The organism is Cellulosimicrobium sp. RS, assembly GCF_046159675.1.
Classification (GTDB): domain Bacteria; phylum Actinomycetota; class Actinomycetes; order Actinomycetales; family Cellulomonadaceae; genus Cellulosimicrobium; species Cellulosimicrobium funkei.
This window is the reverse complement of sequence record NZ_JBJXVU010000011.1, coordinates 158,447-175,933: the sequence shown is the minus strand read 5'-3', so window position 1 is coordinate 175,933 and position 17,487 is coordinate 158,447. Positions and strand designations below refer to the sequence as shown.

Annotated in this window: 12 protein-coding genes and 1 pseudogene; 6 read left to right on the top strand and 7 right to left on the bottom strand. The window is 74.9% G+C overall.

The genetic code is table 11. The annotated features are described in order from the left end of the window. The first annotated feature begins 40 nt into the window (after positions 1 to 40). On the top strand, positions 41 to 1,504 hold the full coding sequence (locus tag ACI769_RS16895; RefSeq protein WP_085387461.1) for a polysaccharide biosynthesis tyrosine autokinase: 1,464 nt from the start codon (positions 41 to 43) through the stop codon (positions 1,502 to 1,504). 18 nt (positions 1,505 to 1,522) lie between these two features. Beyond that, a complete protein-coding gene (locus tag ACI769_RS16890; RefSeq protein ID WP_409142015.1) occupies positions 1,523 to 2,812 on the top strand; it encodes a hypothetical protein in 1,290 nt (429 codons plus the stop codon). Positions 2,813 to 2,894: 82 nt separating this feature from the next. On the opposite strand, the gene ACI769_RS16885 is transcribed toward ACI769_RS16890, so the two are convergent. From ACI769_RS16885 to ACI769_RS16875, 3 genes are all read right to left on the bottom strand, one after another. Then, complete coding sequence (locus ACI769_RS16885; RefSeq protein ID WP_409142014.1) at positions 2,895 to 7,214, bottom strand: LamG-like jellyroll fold domain-containing protein; 4,320 nt, start codon at positions 7,212 to 7,214, stop codon at positions 2,895 to 2,897. Between the two features lie 128 nt (positions 7,215 to 7,342). Further along, entirely contained in the window at positions 7,343 to 8,080 is a 738-nt protein-coding gene (locus tag ACI769_RS16880) for a hypothetical protein (RefSeq protein WP_137281434.1), read from the bottom strand. Beyond that, on the bottom strand, positions 8,077 to 9,048 hold the full coding sequence (locus tag ACI769_RS16875; RefSeq protein ID WP_285678791.1) for a glycosyltransferase: 972 nt from the start codon (positions 9,046 to 9,048) through the stop codon (positions 8,077 to 8,079). The genes ACI769_RS16880 and ACI769_RS16875 overlap by 4 nt, the downstream gene beginning before the upstream one ends. A gap of 214 nt (positions 9,049 to 9,262) precedes the next feature. On the opposite strand from ACI769_RS16875, the gene ACI769_RS16870 reads away from it, so the two are divergent. From ACI769_RS16870 to ACI769_RS16855, 4 genes are read left to right on the top strand one after another with little or no spacing between them, the layout of a single operon-like run. Further along, positions 9,263 to 10,024 (top strand): CDP-alcohol phosphatidyltransferase family protein, encoded by a 762-nt coding sequence (locus ACI769_RS16870; protein ID WP_114554039.1) that lies wholly within the window; start codon positions 9,263 to 9,265, stop codon positions 10,022 to 10,024. Further along, the gene (locus ACI769_RS16865) at positions 10,021 to 11,061 is read left to right on the top strand and encodes a glycosyl transferase (RefSeq protein ID WP_409142013.1); all 1,041 of its coding nucleotides are present in this window, start codon (positions 10,021 to 10,023) and stop codon (positions 11,059 to 11,061) included. Before ACI769_RS16870 ends, ACI769_RS16865 begins: the two co-directional genes overlap by 4 nt. After that, a complete protein-coding gene (locus tag ACI769_RS16860) occupies positions 11,058 to 12,377 on the top strand; it encodes a phenylacetate--CoA ligase family protein (RefSeq protein WP_409142012.1) in 1,320 nt (439 codons plus the stop codon). Before ACI769_RS16865 ends, ACI769_RS16860 begins: the two co-directional genes overlap by 4 nt. Continuing rightward, positions 12,361 to 13,374, top strand: a complete 1,014-nt coding sequence (locus ACI769_RS16855) for a glycosyltransferase family 2 protein (RefSeq protein ID WP_409142011.1) — start codon at positions 12,361 to 12,363, stop codon at positions 13,372 to 13,374. The genes ACI769_RS16860 and ACI769_RS16855 overlap by 17 nt, the downstream gene beginning before the upstream one ends. Here ACI769_RS16855 and ACI769_RS16850 read toward each other — a convergent pair. The 4 genes and pseudogenes from ACI769_RS16850 to pth all read right to left on the bottom strand — a co-directional run bounded on the left by ACI769_RS16850 (position 13,305) and on the right by pth (position 17,486). Further along, the gene (locus ACI769_RS16850) at positions 13,305 to 14,438 is read right to left on the bottom strand and encodes a glycosyltransferase (protein ID WP_409142010.1); all 1,134 of its coding nucleotides are present in this window, start codon (positions 14,436 to 14,438) and stop codon (positions 13,305 to 13,307) included. The genes ACI769_RS16855 and ACI769_RS16850 overlap by 70 nt on opposite strands. Further along, entirely contained in the window at positions 14,435 to 15,385 is a 951-nt protein-coding gene (locus tag ACI769_RS16845; RefSeq protein ID WP_409142024.1) for a glycosyltransferase, read from the bottom strand. Before ACI769_RS16845 ends, ACI769_RS16850 begins: the two co-directional genes overlap by 4 nt. 216 nt (positions 15,386 to 15,601) lie before the next feature. Then, positions 15,602 to 16,720, bottom strand: a pseudogene (locus ACI769_RS16840) (DUF1972 domain-containing protein); the annotation flags it as partial. Between the two features lie 163 nt (positions 16,721 to 16,883). Then, positions 16,884 to 17,486: an aminoacyl-tRNA hydrolase gene (pth, locus tag ACI769_RS16835; protein ID WP_409142009.1), complete on the bottom strand. Its 603-nt coding sequence runs from the start codon at positions 17,484 to 17,486 to the stop codon at positions 16,884 to 16,886. Between the last annotated feature and the right edge of the window lies 1 nt (position 17,487).

The window sequence follows — 17,487 nt, the reverse complement described above, 5'->3', positions numbered from 1 at the left end:
CCCGTCGCCGACGGTGCCGACCGGCCGCGGAGGGCGAGAGATGACGCTGCGCGAGTACGTGACCGCGGTGCTGCGCCACTGGGTCGTGGTCGCCGTGTGCGCCGTCCTGGGGGCGGTCGCCGGGTTCGGCTACGCGCGCTCGGAACCGAAGGTGTACCAGTCGTCGGCGTCCGTGATGGTCGTCCCCGAGCAGGGCGAGAACGCCGCCGAGCTCGTGCAGGGCTCGAACTACGTGCAGAACCTCGTGGCGTCGTACGCGGTGCTCGCGCAGTCGCCGTACGTGCTCGAGCCCGTGATCGAGGACCTGGGCCTCGACACCACGCCCGCCCGCCTGGCCCGCAGCGTCAGCGTGAACACGCCGCTCAACACGGTCGTCATCGAGATCGCGGTGAGCGACACCTCGCCGGACCGCGCGCGGGAGATCGCCGACGGGATCAGCGACCAGCTCGCGCTGGCCGTCCCCGAGCTGTCGCCGCAGCTGGCCGACCGCTCGTCGGCCGTGCGGATCACGACGATCGCCCCCGCGCGCCAGCCCGTGAACCCCATCGCGCCCAACACGCGCATGCTCATGATGGTCGGCCTCGCCGCGGGGCTCGCCGTCGGCGTGACGTACGCCGTCCTGCGCGAGCTGCTCGCGCGCCGCGTCGTCAGCTCGTCGTCGATCCAGTCGATGCTCGGGGTGCCGTTCCTCGGCGAGGTGGTCAAGGTGCCGTCGCGCACGTCGCTGCCCGCCGTCGTCGCCGCCGGTCCGGGGAGCCGCCCGTCCGAGAGCGTGCGCACGCTCGTCGCCAACGTGCGCTTCGCGGACGTCGACCACGGCCGCCGCGTGCTCATGGTCTCCTCCGGCGACGCGGGCGAGGGGAAGAGCTCGATCGCGATCAGCCTCGCGCTCTCGCTCGCCGAGGACGGGAGCAGCGTGCTCCTCGTCGACGCCGACCTGCGCCGGCCCTCGATCGCGCGCGTCACCGGGCTGGAGGGGTCGGTCGGCCTGACGAACCTGCTCGTCGGCGACGTGGCCCAGGAGGACATCGTGCTCCCCTGGACGCGCCCCAACCTCTTCGTGCTGCCGAGCGGCGTCCTGCCCGCGAACCCCGGCGTGCTGCTGTCCTCCGAGCGGCTCGTCGCCGTGATCGGCGACCTGCGGACGCACTACGACTACGTCGTGATCGACACCGCGCCGATCCTCCCGCTGAGCGACCCGCTCTGGCTCTCGCGCGCCGTGGACGGCGTGCTCGTCGTCGCCCGGGCCCGCAAGACCCGCATCTCGCGGCTGCGCCAGACGGTCGACAAGTTCGAGCGGGGCGAGGCGGACGTCATCGGCATCGTGCTCAACGACGTCAAGCCGCGCGGGCGCAGCGCCTACTACGTCAACGACTCCCGGGTCGGCGTCCCCGGCGCGTTCTCGCGCGAGGCCGGGTCCCCCGACGTCAGCCCCGCCGCGACGGCCGACGACGCGGCGGCGCCGCGCGCCGTCGAGGACGCGGACCGCCGCACGACGCCGTGACGACCGGGTGACGACGCGATGACGGCGCGCGCCGGGGCCGAGCCCGGGACCGGGCCTTCGACGACCGTCCCGACGGCGGAGCCCCTCCCGGGGGTGTCCGACGTCGCGACGCGCATCGCGGCCGGCGCGGCCGCCCTCGCGTGCGGCGCCTGGATCCCGATCGTCGCGGGGATCACCCCGGCGATCGTCGTCGGGCTCGTGCTGCTCCCCGTGTGGCTCCCCGTCGTGCGCCGGTCCCGGCCCGGCCGGTGGTTCGTGGGGCTCGGCGTCCTCGCCCTGCTGAGCGGCGTCCTGCTCACCGAGCTCTCCGCCCCGGACCGCGTGCTGTCGTCGCTGGCCCTGCGAGACGGTCTCATCACGCTCTCAGCGCTCGTCCTCGGCGCCGGGGTGCTCCTGTGGTGCCGCGCCGTCCTCGAGACCTCGACCGTCGCCGTCCTCTTCGGGGTCGGCGCGCTCGTCGCGGCCGCCCTGCGCACCGGCGGCGCCGACAACCCCTGGAAGTACACGTTCGGCATGCCCGTGACCGTGCTCGTGCTCGCGCTGTGCCTCAGCACGCGGTCGCGCGGGCTGCAGGTCGTCGCCGCCCTCGCGCTCGCCGGGGTCTCCGCGGTCAACGACTCGCGCTCGGCCGCGACGACGATGCTCATGGTCGCTCTCCTCGTCGCCTGGCAGGCGATGCGCACCGGCCTGCGCGTGCGGTCCGGCGGGGTGCGCGTCGCGACGCAGCTCGGCGTGCTCGCGCTCGTCGTCTTCCTCGGGATGCAGACCCTCGTGCTCGACGGCTACCTGGGCGCGGACGCGCAGCAGCGCACGGAGATGCAGATCCAGACGTCGGGCTCCGTCTTCACGGGCGGGCGACCCGAGATGGGCGCCGCGACCGCGCTGGTGGCGGCCCGGCCCTGGGGGTACGGCGCGGGCGCCGTGCCCAACCTCGAGGACCTGCTCACCGCGAAGACCGGGATGGCGCGCCTCAACTACGACCCCAACAACGGCTACGTCGAGAAGTACCTCTTCGGGTCCGGCTTCGAGGTGCACTCCGTGCTCGGCGACCAGTGGATCCGGTTCGGGCTCGTCGGCATGCTGTTCGCCGTCGCGTGCGTCGTCGTCGTCTGGCGCGGCACCCTCGCCGACCTCGGCCGCAACGCGGCGTCGGCGCTCCTGCTCTACCTCGCGCTCTCGTGCGCGTGGGATCTGCTCTTCAGCCCGTTCTACTCGGTGTCCGCCACCGTCCTCATGCTCGGCGTGGCGATCGCGACGCCGTACACGCTGCCCGACCGCGGCAGCGCCACCCCGCTCGGTAGTCCCTGAGCCCCCGGGAAGCCCCCGGGGACGCGCCGGTGCCCCCGGGTCGAGGACCCGGGGGCACCGGCGGACGTGAGGGGCGGCGGGCCTACGGCTCGCGCACCACCTTGACGTCGTCGAACGACACGCGCGTCGTCGGGTTGGTGGACGCCGAGCTCACGGCCACCTTGATGCTCACCGTGCCGGGCGACTGGAGCGCCGCCGTCGTGTCGGTCGCCTCGAGGTGCCACGCCTGCGCCGGGCCGGCCGCCGTGGGCCACACCTTGGCGGAGAGCGTCGTCGGGGACGTCCCGACCGCCGAGATCGACACCGTGTACCGCGTGCCGGGTGCGTACGTCGCGGGGAGCAGCTGGTTCCCGAGGAGCGTCTCGTCCCGGAGCAGGTACAGCCGCATGAGCCCGTTGGGCTCGAGGCGGACACGCGCGGAGTACGTGCTCGTCCCGACCTGCCGGCCGATGAGCGTGACCGACGTCGTCCCGCCCACCGACGCGACGTCCGACAAGAACGTCGTCTCGGTGCGGGCCCGCGACTCCGAGACCCCCGCCAGGCGCGCCTCGCGCGTCCAGGAGGGCGACATTGTCAACGTGCCGGCCGAGTCCGCGACCGAGAAGGCCGCGGCCCCGCCGAGCGCGGACCACGCCGCGCCCGACGTCGTCGTGCCCCAGCCGGAGGTCACCGCGCGGTCGAACGTGTCGCGCGCGACGACGTCCTCCGCCGGCGCGGTCGCCACGACGTCGTGCGACACGGAGGACGTGCCCCCGCGGTCGTCCGTCACCGTGAGCGTGACCGTGTACGTCCCGGCCTGCGCGTAGGTGTGCGAGGCCGTGGCGCCCTCCGCGGTCGCGTCGTCCCCGAAGCTCCACGCGTACGACGCGATCGTGCCGTCCGGGTCGCTCGACGACGAGCCGTCCACCGCAACGGTGAGGTCCGTCGCGGAGGCCGTGAACGCCGCCTGCGGCTTCACGTTCGGCGCGAGCACCTTCACCGAGGTCGTCGCCGTGGCCGTCGCCCCGCGGTCGTCGGTCACGTCGAGCGTGATCGTGTACGTCCCCGGCGCGTCGTAGGTGTGGGTCGCCGTCGCCCCGGTGCCGGTCGCGCCGTCACCGAAGTCCCACGCGTACCCGGTCAGGGTGCCGTCCGGGTCGCTCGACCCCGAGCCGTCGACCGACACCGTGAGCCCGTCGGCCTGCGCCGTCACGACCGCCTGCGGCGGGACGTTCGGCGTGGTGCCGGAGCCCAGCTGGAAGTGCTGCTTCACCTGGGCCGGCGTGAGCGCGACCGGGTAGACGGCCGCCTCGTCGAGGTAGCCCTTCCAGTAGGTGTCGCCCTCCCAGCCGTTGTCGCCGCCGAGCCGCCAGTAGCCGGTGGTGTTCTCCGGCACGGCCTTGTCGTTCGACCCGACCAGCTCGCCGTCGAGGTAGAGCCGCATGCCCTCGCTCGACTGCGTCGCCACGACGTGGTGCCAGGCGTTGTCCCGGTACGAGCCCGTGGTGCTGAGCACCTGCTGCGCGCCGTCGTACGCGCCGAACTTCACCTTGCCGTCGGCCGACATGTACACGTGGCGGTCGTAGTTGGAGCTCGTGCCCGTCCGGCTGCTGCCGAACCCGATGAGCTTCCCGCCGGTCGTGGTGTCGGTCTTGAACCAGGTCTCGACCGAGTACACCGTCGGGTTGGCGTAGCTGCGCTGGCTCGCGACCAGCCCGCCGTTCCAGGTGCCGAAGATGTTCTTCGTCGGCTGGAAGCGCACCGCCGTGTCCGTCACGCCCGTGAGCGCGCCGGTCTGCGACTTCGTCACGGGGCCGGAGTACGAGCCGTCGGACGCGTCGGGGCCGGAGTCCTTCGCGACCGAGCCCGAGGACTCGCCGAGCCGCCAGTACAGCGTCGGCTCGAGCGAGTAGACCGCCTGGCCGTACGCGTCCTGCGGCGCGGTGGCCCCGGCCGCGGGACGGCCGCTCGCCGTCCAGTGGTCGGCGACCTCGCCGCGGGTGAGCGCACGGTCGTACACGGCGACGTCGGAGATGGTGCCGTTGAAGAAGTTCGAGCTCCCGCTGTTCGGCCAGCCCGACTGGCTGTCCCCACCGACGCGCCAGTAGCCCGAGTAGGACTGCGCCGACGTCGTGTCGCTGCGCTGACCCGCCTTGACGCCGTCGACCCAGAAGGTCATGCCGGAGCCGTCGAGCGTGCCGACCACGTGGTGCCACGCGCCGTCGTTGTACGAGCCGGCGGTCGTGATCTCGCGGACCATCCCCGGGTGGACGCCGAACGTCAGGCGCCCCGAGTTGTTCATGTAGATGTGCCGGTCGTAGCTCGACGACGTGCCGGTCTTGGCGTTGCCGAAGCCGACGATCTTGCCGCCCGACGTCGAGGTCGTGCGGAACCAGGCCTCGACGGAGAACCGCTGCGGACCGGTGGACGCGGTCGGGGTGCTCCCGGAGACGCCGTTGGCGCCCGAGAAGCGCGTCGCCTTCGCCGTCGGCGGGACGTCCTTGCCGTCGACGCCGCGGGTCGTGCCGTTCGTGAGCGCGAGGTCGGACAGCGAGGCCCAGTCGGTCGCGCTGCTCCCGCTCGCCTCGTTCATCGGCCAGTAGCTCACCGGCGAGTCGCCGAGCACCGAGTCGTTGTAGGCCGTGCTCGACCCCTGCGCCGCGATCGTGACCGGCGTCCAGTTCGAGACCGTGGAGTTGCCGTCGCCGTCGATCACCTTGACGCGGTACTCGACCGTGCTGCCCGGCGCGAGGCCGGAGTCGGTGTAGCCCATGGTCGGGCGCACCCAGTACGTGGACGACGCCTTCTGCGTGGAGATCGGCGCGGTCGTGCCGCGGCGGTACAGCTCGTAGGTCAGCTCGGCGTTGTCCTGGTCGATGTTCGCCGGCCAGGAGACGCGGGCGCTCCCGCTGACGAGGGACCGCGTCGAGATGACGTACTGCCCGCCCTGGATCGTCGGGCCGATCTTCGTCGGGGCGACGTCGCGCCGCGCGAACCGCACCAGCCCTTGCTGCCGGGCGCCGGCGACGCGCGTGAACTCGCCGCCATACACGACGTACTTGTCGTTGGCCGTGATGTCCCACCCGGCCTGCGAGATCCCGGACGCGCTGCCCGTGCTCCACGTCGGGTACCAGTGCAGCAGCTTGCCCGCCGTCTGGCCCGTGAAGCTGCGGTAGCCCCAGATGTCCGGCGTGATCTTGCGGTCCGACGGCTCCTTGGCGAAGGCCAGCGAGTGGTTCACCGTCCAGGGGTCCGTCTGCGGGAACTCGCCGATGTTGCCGCAGTAGTGCGCGTGCGTCGCGACGTAGACGGAGTCGCCGGCCGGGTACACGGAGTACGTGTCGCCGTGGCAGTCCTCCATCCAGACGAGCGACCCGTCGGACCAGCTCGCGCGGAACGAGCCCTCGAAGTCGTCCTCCGTCTTGCTGCCGCCGTAGTCGTAGCCCGACCCGTAGACGCTGTCGCCGTCGGACGCGAGCGAGTAGATCGCGGCGTTGTCGCCGCCGTTGCGGATCACGGAGTTGACGGCCCACGGGAGCACGGTGCCCGTCGTCGCGTCGAGGGCCGCCATGCCGCGGCCGGGGTTCGTCGACCCGTTGGTGCTCGTGAAGGAGCCCGCGACGACCACCTTGGCGCCGTCGGGCGAGATCTCGATCGCGCGGCCGCCGTACCCGCCGGCGAGCTCCGGCGCGAAGCCGAGCAGCGCACCGGTGGACGCGTCCAGGGCGGCGATGCGGGCGCGCGCGGTGTTGTTGACGTTGGAGAACTCGCCGGTGATGTAGACCGTGGAGTTCGTCGCCTTGATGTCGTAGACCGTGGAGTTCGTGCCCGGGTTCCAGCTCGAGACGAGCGCGCCGGTCGCGGTGTCGAACGCCGCGAGGCGGTACCGCGTCTGGCCGGCGATCTCGGTGAACGCGCCCGCGACGTAGAGCCGCTTGCCGTCCGGCGACGACGAGATCGCGAGGACGCGGCCGTTCGTGCCCGGGTTCCAGGACCCGTCGAGCACGCCGGTCTCGACGTCGTACCGCAGGATGTTCGCGCGCGGGGTCTCCCCCGTCCCGGCCGCCGCACCCGCGGGGCGTGCCGAGGTGAACTGTCCGCCGGCGTACGCGCGGCCGCCGACGATGGTCTGCGCCCAGACGATCCCGTCGATCTGGGTCGTGGGCAGGGGGTCGGCCGTGACCGGGACGGTCGAGTCGGCCGGGGTGGCGGCCGCGGCGACCGGCGCGTCGGGCGCGACGGCGGCGGGGGCCGCGGCAGGCGCCGCGCTCTCGACCGCGCCGGCCGCCGGGGCGACGAGCGCCGTCGCGACGAGGGCGGCGACGGTCAGCCCGGCGACCCGGCCGACGACACGTCGCCGTCCCGGCGGCGCGCCACGAAGAGAGCCCTGGACGACCGTCCGACTCACATCATTGTTTTTCATGGGTCACTCTCTTCGTCGCGGACCCGCGGAAATGCCGGTCCATCAGCCGGACGTTGTGACTGTAGCGCCGGAGAACCGGCCGCAGAACGGCGCGAGCGGGCGAAATTTACCGCCCCTTCCCGCGCGGGTCAGGACAGATCGCCGCGAAATACCACGGTCGACGTGCCCGGCGCGTACTCCACCGCGACGGTGACGTCGTCGCGGTCGGCCTCGGGGATGGAGAACAGGACGACGCCCGTCCCGCTCTCGCCCGGGGCGAGCTCGCCCTCGAAGGGCCGGCCGCCGGGCTGCACGAGGCGCCCGGCCGGCGCGCGGTCCTCGCCCGTGTAGGCGTTGACCACGGCGTAGGAGAGGTCGAGCGGGGCGTCGGTCCCGTTCGTGACCTCGACGGTGAGGCGGACGGCCGGACCCGAGGTCTCGCCCGCGGCCACGGCCTCGCCCTCGACGTGCTCGACCTGCGCGAGCCGGACGGTGACGCCGTCGGGCGCCTGGACCGTCTGGTCGGGCTCGGCCGGCTCGAGCTCGGGGGCCACGGGCACGACGGCGGGGTCCGCCCCGTCGCCCTCGGCCGTCCCGGCGGTCGCGTCGCCGCCCGCCGCGGCGGCGCCGTCCCCGTCGCCTGCGTCGCCCGCGTCGTCCGCGGTCGCGTCCGCCGAGGCGTCGCCGCTCTCCTCCGGGGAGGCGACCGGCGCGGGCGTGACCGTCCCGCCCGGGGACTGGTCGCCGTCGGACCGCCACGGCTGCAGCACGACGAGGGTGACGGCGACCGCGAGCGCGACCGCCGCCCCGATCACGGCGACGGCACGGCGGGAGGGCCGCCGCGTCGGGGTGGCGCCCTCGGGGGCGCCGTCGTTCTCCGCGTTCATCGTCCGCCTCCGGTCGTGCTCCGTGCCGGCTCGCGCCGGTCCGCCGTCGCGGCGCCCTGCCGGGCCGCCCGCCGGCCGTCGCGCAGCCCGCGCCAGGCCGCCCGCAGCGGGACGACCGGCCGCAGGAACTGGCGTCGGCCGCCGCGCCGCAGGACCGCGCGGGCGTTGCCCGGCGCGCTGCGCCGCCAGCGCCGCACGGACACCTCGTCGAGGTGCAGCGCGGCGAACAGCATCCGGTTGCGGATGTTGTAGTAGTAGTACGTCTCCGACTTGGCCTCCGGCCGCTGCCGGCCGTCGCGGTGGGTCCCGCCCTCGTCGTGGACCGCGACGGCGTCCTCGACGACGGCGACCCGGCCGCCCGCGCGCTGCAGGCGGTAGGACAGGTCGACGTCCTCCCAGTAGAGGAAGTAGGCGTCGTCGAACCCGCCCGTGCGCTCCCAGACCTCCCGGGTGACGAGCAGGCACGCGCCGCTGAGCCACTCCACGCGCGCGGCGCCCGGGTGCTCGTCGCGGCGAGACGGCGCGCGGAACGTGCCGTCGTCGAGGTAGACGTCGAGGCCCCCGAACCAGCGGCGCCCGGCGGGCGTGAGGACGACCGGGGACACGAGGAGCAGGCGGTCGTCCTGGACGGCCGCTCGCAGGGTCCGGACGTCGGCCGCGGCGATCGTCGCGTCGGGGTTGAGCAGGAGCACCTCGGCGGCGCCGGCGTCGAACGCCGCGCGCATCCCCAGGTTGGCGCCGCCGCCGAAGCCCAGGTTCTCGGCCGGGGCGAGCAGGTCCCAGCCGCGCTCGCCCGCCAGGCGGGACGCCCGCTCGCGCTCCGCCGTCGTCGAGCGGTTGTCGACGACGAGCACGCGCGCCTCCCCGACCGCGCCGCGCGCGCCGAGGTTGCGCTCGAGGAGCGCGGCGGAGCCGTAGCTCACGACCACGATCGCGAGGTCGCCGGAGGCGTCCGAGACGTCGTCCACGGTCGTCACCTCCAGGTCCTGGCACGTCGGCCGTCGCGGCGATCCTAAGCCCGCCGTCGGGCCGTGACGCCGGAATTCACCCGGGCGAGATACAACCTCACCCGCTGTTCACCCGCCCCCGCCTGGATACGATTCTCGGCACGGTCGGGGGCGGGCAGACAATCCGTCGCCGCCGCTTCCCAGAAGCTCCCCCCGTCTCTTTCGCGAGGTGCCCATGTCCGAGTTCGGCGCGGCGATGACGCGACTGCACGACGCGCAGAAGTCCTCGAGCGGCGCGGCCGCGTACTCGCGCTTCGTCAACCGCCCGCTCGGCCGCCCGCTCGCCGCAGGCGCGTACGTGCTCGGCCTGACGCCGGACGCGGTGACGCTCGTCAGCGCGGCGACCACACTCGCCGGGATCGCGACCATCGCGCTCGCCGAGCCGACGCTCGCGTCGTCGCTCGCGGCCGTCGTGCTCCTCGTCCTCGGGTACGCCCTCGACTCCGCGGACGGCCAGCTCGCGCGGCTCTCGCGGTCGGGGAGCGCGGCGGGCGAGTGGCTCGACCACTTCTTCGACGCCCTCAAGACGGTGGCCCTGCACCTCGCGGTGCTCGTCTGCTGGTTCCGGTACTACGACGTCGACGCCGGCTGGCTCGTCGTGCCCCTCGCGTTCTGCGTCGTGAGCAGCACGTTCTTCTTCGGGATCGTCGCGGTCGACCTGGTGCGCCGCGCCAAGGGCTCGCCGGGCGGGGCCGCGCACGGGACCGGGGGCCGGCTCCGCGAGCACCCGCTCTACACGCTCGCGGTGCTCCCGACCGACTACGGCTTCCTGTGCCTCTCGTTCGCGCTGCTGTGGCTCCCCTCCGCGTTCCTCGTCGTGTACACCGCGCTGGCCGTCGTGAACGCGCTCGTCCTGCCCCTCGCGGCCGTGCGGTGGTACCGGTCGCTCCAGGCCCTGGAACGCGGCGCGGCGACCACGGCGGGAGTCCCCTCGTGAGGCCCGTGCGGGTGATGCAGTCGTTCCGCGCGCCGCGGCCGACCACGAACCCGTACATCACCCAGCTCGACGCGGCCCTCGCGGCGGAGCCGTCCGTGGAGCACCTGCGCTTCGACTGGCGCACGGCGATCGTGGGCCGCTACGACGTCTTCCACTGGCACTGGCCCGAGGGCAAGCTCGAGGGCACCACGTGGTGGAAGGCCGCCGCGAAGCACGTGCTCGTCGCCGCGATCCTCGTGCGGCACCGCCTGAGCCGCGTGGTCGTCGTGCGGACGGTCCACAACGTCGAGCTGCCCGACGTCCCGCGCGTCTCGCGCTGGCTCCTGGTCCGCGTCGACCGCTCGACGGACCACCGCATCGTCCTCAACGAGACGACCGAGCTGCCCGCGGAGCAGCCGCGCACCACGATCCTCCACGGCCACTACCGTGACTGGTTCGCCCGGTACGCCCGGGACGAGCGGGTCCCGGGACGAGCGGGCTACTTCGGCGGCGTGCGGCGCTACAAGAGCGTGGGCGACCTCGTGCGCGCCTACCGCGAGGCGCGCGCCCTGCGCGAGGACCTGAGCCTGGAGATCGGCGGGCGACCGTCGTCGGCCGAGCTCGAGACCTCGCTGCGCGCGGAGACCGCGGACCTGCCCGGCGTCGAGCTGACCCTGCGCTTCCTCCAGGACGACGAGCTCGTCGCCCTCGCCTCGCGGTCCCAGCTCGTGGTGCTGGCCTACCGGTTCATGCACAACTCCGGGAGCGTGCTCGCCGCCCTGTCGCTCGACCGTCCGGTCCTCGTGCCGCGCAACGCGGTGAACGAGGCCCTCGCGAAGGAGGTGGGCGACGAGTGGGTGCTCATGTTCGACGACCGGCTCACGGGCGAGCGCCTCGTCGGGGCGCTCGCCGAGGCGGCCGCGATCCCGGAGGGCGCGCGTCCGGACCTGTCGCGCCGCGAGTGGACGGACGCGGGGGCGGCGCACGCCCGCGCCTACCGCACCGCGCTCGCAGGCCGCCGGTCGCGCCGCCGCGCCGGGCGGGAGGGAGCCGCGTGATCGCCGAGGCGGCGTTCCGCGCCAAGGCGGCCGTCGTGGGCCGGGACAGCACGGCCCAGCTCGACGCGTTCGTGCGGCACGACGCCCTCCCCGCACCGGCGCTGGAGCAGCTCTCGCGCGAGCGCGCCCTGCGGCACGCCCGGTTCGCGTCCGAGCACAGCCCGTTCTACCGGGACCTCTACCGCGACGCCGGGATCACCGCGGCCGACCTCCGGGACGACGCGGTGCTCGCCGCGCTCCCCCTGGTCGACAAGCCCGCCCTGCGCGAGCACTTCGACACGATCCGCACCGACGAGGCGACGGACCGCACGTCGGCGACGTCGCGCACGGGCGGCAGCACGGGCCTCCCCCTGCACGTGCTGCGCGACCTGCGTTTCCCGGCGCGCGCGCTCGAGTGGCGGCTGTTCCGGTGGTGGGGCGTCGAGCCGTGGGAGGACCGCGGGATCATCACGCGGCACATGCTGGAGGGCCTCGCGCGCGTCCGTCACGACCTGCAGTGGCTCCCGAGCCGCCGCGTGCAGCTCGACGCGTTCCGCATCACCGACGAGACGGTCACCGAGTTCGCGCGCCGCTGGAACCGCCTGCGACCGCCCTTCCTGCTGGGCTACGGCGGGGGCGTGCTGGAGCTGGTCCGGCGCACGGGACGGCTCGGCATCGAGCTCGCGCCGCCGCGCGCGGTCGCGGTCACGGCCGCGCCGCTCGCCCCGGGCGTCCGCGCGGAGATCGCGACGGCGCTCCGGGCGCCCGTCTACGACCACTACCGCAGCGCCGAGGTGCCGTGGATCGCCGGCGAGTGCGCCGAGCAGTCCGGGATGCACGTGTTCTGGGACGTGCGCCGCGTCGAGATCCTCGACGACGACGACCGCCCGGTCCCCGACGGGCAGGAGGGCAACGTCGTCGTCACCGACCTGACGAACCGCGTCTTCCCCGTGGTGCGGTACCGCCTCGGCGACGTGAGCAGCATCCACCGCGAGACGTGCGCGTGCGGGCGCTCCCTGCCCCGGCTCGGCGCGGTCTCGGGCCGGGCCTCCGACGCCGTCCGGCTCCCGGACGGGACGACCATCGCCGGGGCGCTCGGCCACATCTTCGACCACGCGCCGCTCTCGGTGCGGCAGTTCGAGATCGTGCAGGGCAGCGACTACGCCGTGACGCTGCGCTGCATCCCGGCGAGCGACGAGCGCGCCGACATCGAGCGGGCCCTCGCGACGCTGCGCCGCGCGACGCGCGGGCTCGTGCCGGTGACGCTCGAGCTCGTCGACCACATCCCGCAGGTGGGCGGGAAGATGAGGTTCATCCGCAGTGACGCCCCCTCCTGAGCTCCGGCTGGTCGTCGCGGTCCCGACGTTCCGGCGCCCCGCGACGCTCGCCGGGCTGCTCGCGCGGCTGCCCGAGCGGGTGGCCGAGGTGGAGGGCGCCCGGGTGGAGGTGCTCGTCCTGGACAACGACCCCGCTGGGTCGGCGCGGCAGGTCGTGCGGGACGCCCCGCTGCCCGTGCGCTACGTCGTCGAGCCGCGCCCGGGCATCGCCGCCGTGCGCGACCGCGCGCTCGACGAGACGGCCGACGCCGACCTGCTCGCGTTCCTCGACGACGACGAGCGCCCGCGCGAGCGGTGGCTCGCGGCCCTCGTGGACACGTGGCGCGAGACGGGTCGCCCGGCGGCCGTCATGGGCCGCGTGATCTCCGTGTTCGCGCACGAGCCCGACCCGTGGCTGCTCGCGACGGGCGTGTTCCGCCGTCGACCGCGCCCGACCGGGATCGAGATCCCCGTCGCGGCGAGCGGGAACCTCCTGCTGGACCTGCGGCAGGTGCGGTCGCTCGGGACCCGGTTCGACGTCACGCTGGGCCTCGCCGGGGGCGAGGACACGCTCTTCTCGCGCGCGCTCGTCGCCGCGGGCGGCCGGATCGTGTGGTGCAACGAGTCCGAGGCGGAGGACCTCGTCCCGGCCGAGCGCATGACCCGGGCCTGGGCGATGCGGCGCGCGTTCAACGGCGGCAACGGCGCGGTGCAGGTCGAGCTCCGCCTCGCCCGGGGGCCCGCGCGCCGGGCTCTCGTGCGGGCGCGCGCCCTCGTCGGGGGCGCGGGACGCACCGTCGCGGGCGCGGCCCGGCACGTCTGGGGCCGCTGGACGGGCGACCTGGAGAGCGACGCGCGCGGTCTGCGCACGAGCCACCGGGGCCGGGGCATGGTCGCCGGCGCGTTCGGGCACCTGCACCGGCAGTACGCCCGCGACGGCGCGACGCCTCAGGGAGCGACGCCCGCCTCCTCGGCGACCGGCTCGAACGACGAGACCGCGGCGGGGATCTCCGCCTGAGCGACGAGCGCCCGCGTGAGCAGCACGTACCGCGCGACGTAGTCCTCCTGCCGCAGGCCCCGCGCCCGGACGTCCGCGGCGCTCGTCGCCTCCCCCGGGCCGAGCGCGTGCCGCACCGCCTCGGCGAGCGCGGCGGCGTCGTGCGGGGCGACGAGCCGGGCCCGCGTCCCCGCGACGTAGTCGCGCACCCCGCCCGCGTCGGTCACGACGAGCGCGCGGCCCGCCGCCATCGCCTCGACGCACGCCGTCGCGCCGGACGCGTGCCGGTTCTCGCGCAGCGGCACGACGACGACCCGGCAACCCACGTAGAGCCGCGCGAGCTCGGCGCGGCCCGTCGCGGGCGCGACGTCGACCCGGCCCGGGACCGCGACCCGGGCCGCGGCCGCCGACCGCGACGCGACGCGCGCGGTCACCCCGGGCAGCAGGTCGAGCGCGGCGCGCAGCACGTCCCAGTCCCGGTCCCGGTCGTTGCCCACAGCCAGCACCTCGGGCGCGGACGCGACACCGTCGGTCCCGGCCGCAGGCACCTCCCCCGTCGCGGGCGCCGTCCCGAACGGGACGAGGACGACCCGCCGACCGGGCACCCGGTCCAGCGCCACGCGCCGGTTGACGTCGCTGTGCACCGCCTCGACCGCGTGCCCGCGCAGCACGGCCGCGAAGAGACGGCGGCGGGCGCGACCGAGGTCGTCCCACCGGTCCCAGAGCCACACGGACTGCGCGAGGACGGCGGGCCTGCGGCGTCGGGGCAGCGTCGCGCGCACGAGGCCGACCGCGAGGTGCTCGCGCTCGGTGTGCGTCCACACGACGTCGGCGCTCCCCAGGAGCGCGCGGTTGCGCCACGCGTGCACGACGTCGGTCCCGAGCCGCGCCGCGAGCGCGCGCCGCACGCGCGCCACGGACGGCCGCTCGCGGTGGGACACGCTCCACGCGAGGTCGACCGTGCCCGCGGCGAGGTCGTAGCCGTAGGGCGTGCGGTCCAGGGTCTCCCCCGCCGCGTACCGCGCCCGCCACGCCACCGGGTCCTGCTCGTGCGCGAGGTGCACGACGACGCGCGGCCGCGTCACGGGACGAGCCCGCGCAGCCGCTCCACCACGCGGTCCCACTCGTACCGGGCGAGCAGCCGCTCGCGCAGCGCGGCGTCCGGGATCGTCCCCCAGGCGGCGTCCAGCGCAGCCGCGACGTCGCGCGACGGCGCGTCGAGCGGGACGAAGCGCGCGAGGCCGTCGGCGAGCTCGCGGAAGACGGGGGTGTCGGCCAGCACGAGCGGCGAGCCGAAGTGCGTCGCCTCCAGCACCGGCAGCCCGAAGCCCTCGTCGCGCGACAGGAACGCCGTGACGGCGGCGCGGGAGTAGAGCCACGCGAGCTCGGCGTCGTCGATCGCGCCGAGCAGCCGCACCGCACCGCTCGCGAGGAGCGCGTCCGTGCCCGGCGGGAGGTCCGGGGCGACGCCGGAGTGCTCGGCTCCCCCGACGACCAGGAGGGGCGCCTCGGGCCCCAGCCGCGCGGACAGCGGGACGGCGCGCAGCACGGCCTCGAGGTTCTTGCGGACGTTGAGGCGCCCCACGCACAGCGCGAACGGGAGCCCCGGGTCGATCCCCGCGGGCGGGCGCGGGACGGCGTCGGTCAGGGTGCGCGGCACGCCCAGCCCCACGGGCGTGACCGGGCGGCCGGAGCGGCCCTCGATGCGGTCCGCCTCCGTGCGCGACGACGTCGCGACCGCGTCCGCCGCACGCAGGAGCGGGATCATCGGCGCGAAGTACGCGCGCTCCGTCCGCGAGAACCACTCGGGGTGGTCGCGGAACATCACGTCGTGGACGAACGTCACCGTCGGGACCCGCCCGACCGGCGTGTAGTTGTGGGCGACGACGACGTCGGCGTGGACCGTCCGCGCGAGCCGGCCGAGCTCGACCGCGTTCGACACCGCGTGCGGGTACAGGCGCGTCCCGATCGTCCGCGCGCCGGGCGGCAGGTCCGACGGCGCAGCACTCTCCCCGCCGCGGACGGCGAGCACGAGCTCGTCCTGCGGGAACCGCTCGTGCCAGTGGTGGATGAGCGCGCGCTGGACCGCCCGGTTCGAGAACGGCCCCCGGTCCCACCAGTAGGCGTCGAACAGGACCCGGCGGGGCGGGTCACCGAGGGCCGGGTCACCGAGGGCCGGGTCACCGAGGGCCGGGTCGTCGGCGGCTGCGGCGGGGCGAGGCGCGTCCTGCCGGTCCGCGGCAGCGGCGCGACGGCGCGCGGTCCGCCACGGCCCGGGCGTGCGCCGGGCCGCGAGGTCGCGCGCGAGCTGCTCGTACCCGTCGGCGACGTCGTCCCACGAGTAGTCCTCGGCGCGCTTGCGGTTCGCGCGGCCGCGCTCGAGCGTCCCCAGCTCGTCGCGCTCGGCTTCCTCGAGGATCCCGGCGAGGTCGTGCGGGCCGCGGAAGTAGAGGCCGGGGTCGCGCACGACCTCGCGGTTGAAGTCCACGTCGAACGCGACGACGGGCGCGCCGGCGCCGATCGCGCGCAGGAGCGACGGGTTGGTCCCCCCGACGGAGTGCCCGTGGACGTAGGTGAACGCGGACGCGTAGAGGTCGTCGAGCAGCTCCTGGTCCCACACCGCGCCGAGCAGCCGGACCCGCGCGTCCCCCTGCGCGAGCCGGTCGATCCGGTCGGTGTACTCCGCGGAGTACGGCGCCGAGCCGACGACCACGAGGGGCTTCGTCGCGGTGGACCGCACGTAGCCCTCGACGATCTCCTGCACGTGGTTCTCGGGCTCGAACCGCGCGACGACGAGGTGGTAGCCCTCGGGCTCGAGCCCCAGCTCGGCGACGCGCGCGCCGCGGTCGTCGTCGAGCAGCGGGGCGCCGTACGCGATGAGCGACGACGGGACGCCGTACTCGCGCGCGTAGTAGTCCTGGATGCCCCGGGCGTCGGCGATGATCGCGTCGGAGCACCGGACGGCCGTCGTCTCGGCCGCGCGGTAGTAGCGGCGGCCCGTGGGCCCCCACTTCGCGCGCCGCCACTCGAGCCCGTCTACGTGGGTCGCGACCGGGATGCGCGCCGCGCGCAGCAGCGGCAGGAACGGGGCGTTCGCCGCGTTGAAGACGAAGGCCGCGTCCGTGCGGTGCGCGACGAGGTGGGCGACCGACACGGCCGTGTGGCTCAGCGTCTCGAGCGAGCGGCTGCGAAGCGCGCCCGCGGTGACGACCTCCATGCCGAGGTGCTCGCGGACGACGTCCTCGGTGTTCCCCGTGCGCGTGTAGACGCGGACGCGGTGCCCGCGCGCCGCGAGGCGCGAGCCGACCTCCTCGACCGCCGTCTCGAAGCCGCCGTACCGTGCCGGGACGCCGCGCGTGCCCACCATCGCGATGCTCAGCGTCGCCGCCACCGTCACTCCCGCCCTGCCGCCCTGTGCCTTCCTGCGAGGCTAGTGGTGCGCGGGGCCCGCGAGGCCCGGTTCGCCGAGCCTCACCCGGGTGATTTCCGCAGGCGGGACGGGGCGGAGGGGCCTCGGCGGGCGGGACCGGTCAGGCTCGGGCGTGGTACTTGCCCTGTGCGGCGAGCAGCCCCTCGGTGAGCAGCATCTCGACGGCGTCGGCCGCGTCGTCGAGGAGGAAGGGCAGCTCCTTCGCCTCGGTGCCCTTGAAGTCCTTGAGCACGTAGTCGGCGGTGTCCATGCGGCCGGGCGGACGCCCGACGCCGCCCCGGACCCGGACGTAGTCCTTCGTGCCGAGCGCCTTGGTGATGTCGCGCAGCCCGTTGTGGCCGCCCTCGCCGCCGCCGACCTTCAGCTTGACGGTGCCGAAGGGGATGTCCACCTCGTCGTGGACCACGACAACGTGCTCAGGATCGATGCCGTAGTACTTCGCGAGCCCCGCCACGGGCCCGCCCGAGACGTTCATGTACGTCGTGGGCTTCGCGAGCACGACGCGCGGCCCGGGACGCCCGCCGGGCAGCATGCCGAGGCGCGCCTCCGCGACGGCGGCCTGCGCGCGCGGGTGCCGCGCGAACCGGGCGCCGGCCCGGCCCGCGAGGACGTCCAGGACCATGTGGCCGAGGTTGTGGCGGTTGCCGGCGTAGCCGGAGCCCGGGTTCCCGAGCCCGACGACGAGCCACGGCTGGTCGCTCATG